Raw genomic sequence first — 5,122 nt, 5'->3', positions numbered from 1 at the left:
AAAGAACACTGCGAACAGGATTACATCCTTCGGATATTGCGCGCCTTTAAAGGAAATCATGAACTGGCTTTCGACTTGATATGACCGGCAGTCATTCACGCGCCAATTCCGAAAGCGTCAATGGCCAAAAGTTTGCAACGGAACCGCTCGTCGTGCTCAAAACTTTGCAACAGAACCTTTGCGGCAGAACCGAAATTTCCTATTTAATCGCCTCCAAATCCTATTATGCGCAAATTTAATCCTTTTTGCGCACTACCTTTCTAACCGTGTGGTGCAAACGTTGCATCCAATAAACGCCCTGTTTCGCGTCTTGTATGTTTTCAGAGAAAGGAGCTAGAACTCAGACCCCCACTCCTTACCTGCCCCGACCCGGAAAATCACCGCTAGACGGGCCTTTCACCGGAAATAGAACCCCTCCAGCCCGTTTAAGGCGTCGCTGGTGAAACAGACCAACGCGCGCGCCTTGTCATCGAAGATTGTTCCCGACCACCTGCGAAATATTTAAAGTACCGCTTGCCATCTGCGGGAACTTCCGGTCGCCTGCACCAAGCCACCAGATCTGATGCGCTGAGTGTGTGCTGATCAAAGAATCCGGCAAGATTGGTCTTCTCTGGAACTCGCCACTTGAGGCCAAAAGCACCACCTATCCCCCTGCCCGCTTGGGCTGAAGTTTTGTGCAGCGCAGGTTTGGATTTGTTGGATCAAGGTCAGACAGACCAATATCGATCTTTCCTATGTCCGATCGCTCAAGTCGACCAGTTTCTGACCTGCCTACACGGATACCTCTCCGGAATTCAGGCAGAGAAAAGTCAAGGCGATGTGGATATTTCCAAAAACCCTACCGTTGTTTTAGCGAGTTAAAACAAAAAACGCCGGGCCTACGACCCGACGTTCCGCCAAGAAAAACCCGACTTTAAAGTCTTACCCGTGGGTAAGATCGTCTTCCTCCTGCAATTCGTCGATCAGGGTTGCAATCGCTTGTTCAAGCTTGGCGCGATCAACCCGCGTGAAATCCAGATCGTACCGCAGCTCGATCCGACCGCTTGACGCAGAACACTTTGCGACCCCTGCCCTGCCGGAAACCTGGAACGTCGTTTTTGCACGGCGCGTTTTTCCTCCGCTTGCCACAACCGGTTTCTTTTGCACCGGTATTTCTGGCTCTGTAAAACTGCGAAGAATGGCCACCTCCCGCGGCCCATCGCGGTCCGGTTCACTCATTACGGCGTTGCTGACCTGACGCAAAAGTCCTGGGTTGGCATCCAGTTTCCGTTTTAGATCCACACCAAGATTACGCGGAATTTCATTGGGGTGCATCAGCACCTTGTCCAGCATCATCAGCAAACTGGCAAAGGCTCGGATGTAGCTTCGCTTGGTGTAGCTCGCAGATTTGAAAAGGATAGCAACCGCCTTGTCCACCTCCGGACAATCATTCGCCGGGTTTTCTGCGTAAGACCGTGCCAGCGCCCCCATCTCGGCGAAGGAGATGTCTTTGCGGATCAGGTTTTCATCCACCATTCGGCGGTAGCTGTCATTCAGATCAGCGCCATCAGAAATCCCTGCCGGGATCTTGGCATAGAGATTATCGCCGGTTTCCTCATGGAGCGCACGGTATGCAGAAAGGCGGCGCATGCCCTGGATCAGCTCGAACCGCCCGTCAGCCCTCCGTTCCAGCCGAATTGGGTTCGATAGACCGATGTCGCGGATCGACTCTTTCAATTCCTCCAGTTCGGGATCGGGACCCGGCTTGCGGTCCCGTGTCAGTTTCTCGGTCACCACATCCGAAAGCGCCACACGTTCGGTCACCAAACCTTCGGAACGCAACCGCACCAACTCATGTGCCAGCCGGTCATTTTCAGCGCGGATCGTTTCTTCGGTTGACTGCTGATCGCGCAAGGCGTTGGCATTTTCTGAGATCGCGGCGGCCATCGGGCCCCGCCGTTTTTCCAACACTTTGTCCGGTACCTTGCCGACCGGGATGTCATCCACGGCTGGCATATCGATGTCGAACATTCTGCGTTTGCGGCTCATGCGTCATCCTCCAGCTTATCCCAGGCCGAAAGCATCACGCCCCGGAATTCCTCATACACGTTGTCAAAGGTTGAACGCGCGCGGCGCCAGGTCTCACGCGTCATCTCGCGATAGTCCATCTCGTACACCGAACTCAGAAACCGCCCGGACTGTTCGACTGCGCGCGTCATCTCAACCGGGTGCTCTGCGACGTGCTCGCCAAACACTTTTTTAAATGCGTCAAACATAGCCGTGTGCAGCGCATTGCCCGGCTCATAACGCGTCAACAGGAAGCGCAATTCGCAAAAGGTTTTGGGCAACCCGATCTTACCCGTGGGTAAGGTCTTATCGAAACCATAGGCCAAATCTTCCAACGCCTCGGCCAGCTGCCCGATAAATGACGTGGTCGAGTCGTACTCCCAATAGCCGGGACCTGAGGGAACATAGAGCATGTCCGCAGCAAAAACCGCGTTCATCGACTGATATCCAATCGCAGGCGGGCAGTCGAAAAGGATCAGGTCATAGGCATCATCTGGGATCTGATCCAGATAGCGCGAAACCGCGGCAAAGAATGACCATTCCGGATTTAGATGCCGATACTGGGCCGAAGCAAACTCGACAAAGGCCGCGTTGGCACAGGAAGGGATCACATCAATAGTCGACCAAGAACTCTGCTTGATGAAATCCGCAATGCGCAGATCTCCGAGACCCATGTCCGTGATCGAAGGAGGCAATTCGCGGCGGGGCAGGGCGGTTCCGGATTCGGCGGCGGCCGGCCGGTTATTCATCCGCTCGGTCTCTCGGATCAGGTCACGGGCCATGATACCCCAGACCGTGAAATCCTCGGCGACATCCGTCAGGCCCATGGAATGGCTCAGCGTCGCCTGCGGATCGAAATCCACCACAAGGACGCGGTAACCATCCAGGGCAGCGGCGTGCGCCAGGTGCAGGGCGACAGTGGATTTCCCCGCACCCCCCTTGAAGTTCGCCACCGCTGCGCGAATGGCCCGCTTTCCCGAGGGACGGGGCGGCATCAGTGATTTGCGATTCACCTTAAGGCGGCGGCGCAGCTCATTTACCTCTTCAAGGCTGAACCAGCGCTGGCGGCCATCGGGCTCGACCTCGCCGCCAGGCAGGGACGGATCTGCCGCCAGCTTGCCCCGAAAGGTCGATTGATTAACGCGAAAGATTAGCTCGGATACCTCCCAGCTTGAAAAGCGGCGGAGGGTCTTCTCCATCTCTGGGCTGAAGGTTTGCTGGCGAATCCAGCCCTGCAATTTAAGGGACTGATTGCGCAATGCGTTCAGGTCTTCGTGCGTGTACATGCCTCAAGTCTCATAGTTTCGGACGCTATTTTATATAGTTTTTCTATTTACGCTTGATTTGCGCTTTACGCAAAAGAAATTATGATGAAAGTACAAACTTACCCACGGGTAAGAAAACAAAGGGTTTCGAAGCCCTGACCGATTCGGAGGGTCACTGATTCGAAGGCCCCGAAGAAACAGCCGCCCGCCTCAAGATTTAGGGGGACGGAAATTAACGAACAGCCCCATATAGGGGGACAAAATACAAGAATAAGGGGACGTTCTGCATGTCCCCCATCACCAATACTTCACCTATTTTCTTTTTGAAATTTGAATTGAGTTTGAAATCTAACCAGCCACAAGCCACTCTCTTCTTGACAGAATCGAAGGTTTGGACGCTAATCAGGGCATCATGACGAAAAGCGTTGGCAAACAGCGCTGAACTGGCGGTATCATCCGTCCGAGGCAGACAGAGCGGTGAAGTCGGGAATGCAGATTGCAAAACCGGTCGGGCGAAATGCGCCCGCCATCAAATATGATATTCTCTCGGCGTTGACCGTGCACGCATTGTCGCAAGACAAGCATCGGCAGCGTATTGTACTTCGGGTCATTGCCCTGATTACGACTCGGTACAATTGGCGCAGTAATGAACTATCCATTGGTCGCGAGGAAATAGCCCGGCTATGGTCCGTGAATGAGCGCACCGTGAAACGCGAGATGGCCAAGTTACGGGCAATGGGTTGGGTCACGGTCAAACGACCGGCAGCACGCGGACGGGTTGCTGTTTATGAATTGGACCTGAAGCAGATAATGATCGATACGTCTGAAGTCTGGCCTGTTATTGGCTCTGATTTCCAAGCGCGCATGTCAGAAAGGCCCGTGCCTGATACCAATGTTGTACCCTTCAAGATCAAACCGCCATCCCCTGAGGATACTGACGACAATGTCTGGACACAGGTGCAATCCATCTTGCACGGTCGCGATCCCGAGCTTTGGGCCAGCTGGTTTCGGCATCTGACCGAGGCAGAAAGGGCAGGGGGGGTGGTTACTCTGATGGCGCCATCCCGGTTCATGGCGGACTATATCGCCCAGAAATGGACTGGACGCTTGCTGGCTGCCTATGCTCGTGTTGATCCGGCAGTTCGCAGTCTGCGTTTTGAGGCGGCGGATTAAATCGCTTAGATTGTCTGGCCTTGTGCCCAGCGACTAGGAGTACAGCCAAAGTCGTCGCCTGTCGGCCTTCAGTGGGGCATTGTCTTGAAGGCAGGATATAGGGATCTCGCTAGCGATCAGAGGTTTTATAGAACGCACCACTTTTGATTGGGATCAAGGCTACAGTCGAGATCGGCGCAAAATCTACTCGGGTCTTGGACCATGGCCGTTATTCTAACAATCTCGTCTCTGAGATGAGTTCTGTAGGCTGGCTCACAAAGGCGATGTCGTCGAGCAGCCTGAAACGTAGATGCCTTAGTGTCACGGCAAAACCGGAGGGGAGGTCTGAGTGCAAAAAGCACAGCTTATACGGTAACGGAAAGGCGTAGATAGGACCTTTCTATTTCGAAGGTGCATTGGCTCTAATGCCCCCGATCGTACCTTAATTATTTAGTTCTACAGGAAACGGCGGTCGCGGCGGCCGTCAGGTAATAATCATAATAGCCGCTTTTTGCGGAGCATAATTAGATGAGTGTTATGCTGTACGATGTCTCGCGGGTTCCGTTGCAAACTTTTGGCCATTGACGCTTTCGGAATTAGCGCGTGAATGACTGCCGGTCATATCAAGTCGAAAGCCAGTTCATGATTTCCTTTAAAGG

3 protein-coding genes are annotated in these 5,122 nt (G+C 53.6%); 1 reads left to right on the top strand and 2 read right to left on the bottom strand.

All coding sequences use genetic code 11. The features are described from left to right. Nucleotides 1–921 precede the first annotated feature (921 nt). Both ACR0D7_RS19260 and ACR0D7_RS19255 read right to left on the bottom strand, forming a co-directional pair. A complete protein-coding gene (locus ACR0D7_RS19260) occupies nt 922–2,028 on the bottom strand; it encodes a ParB/RepB/Spo0J family partition protein (RefSeq protein ID WP_480680463.1) in 1,107 nt (368 codons plus the stop codon). Further along, entirely contained in the window at nt 2,025–3,332 is a 1,308-nt protein-coding gene (locus ACR0D7_RS19255) for an AAA family ATPase (RefSeq protein ID WP_480680462.1), read from the bottom strand. Before ACR0D7_RS19255 ends, ACR0D7_RS19260 begins: the two co-directional genes overlap by 4 nt. Before the next feature lie 468 nt (nt 3,333–3,800). Here ACR0D7_RS19255 and ACR0D7_RS19250 point away from each other — a divergent pair, with 468 nt between their 5' ends. Then, complete coding sequence (locus tag ACR0D7_RS19250) at nt 3,801–4,484, top strand: DnaA N-terminal domain-containing protein (protein WP_480680461.1); 684 nt, start codon at nt 3,801–3,803, stop codon at nt 4,482–4,484. The last annotated feature ends 638 nt before the right edge of the window (nt 4,485–5,122 follow it).

Source organism: Ruegeria sp. BB7 (genome assembly GCF_056539365.1).
The sequence above is the reverse complement of the archived record's forward strand: the minus strand, read 5'-3'. Positions and strand labels throughout refer to the sequence as shown.

Bases quoted from the DNA above. Each gene is read 5' to 3' on its own strand.
- ACR0D7_RS19260 (WP_480680463.1), bottom strand. From the start codon at position 2,028: ATGAGCCGCAAACGCAGAATGTTCGACATCGATATGCCAGCCGTGGAT.
- ACR0D7_RS19255 (WP_480680462.1), bottom strand. From the start codon at position 3,332: ATGTACACGCACGAAGACCTGAACGCATTGCGCAATCAGTCCCTTAAA.
- ACR0D7_RS19250 (WP_480680461.1), top strand. From the start codon at position 3,801: ATGCAGATTGCAAAACCGGTCGGGCGAAATGCGCCCGCCATCAAATAT.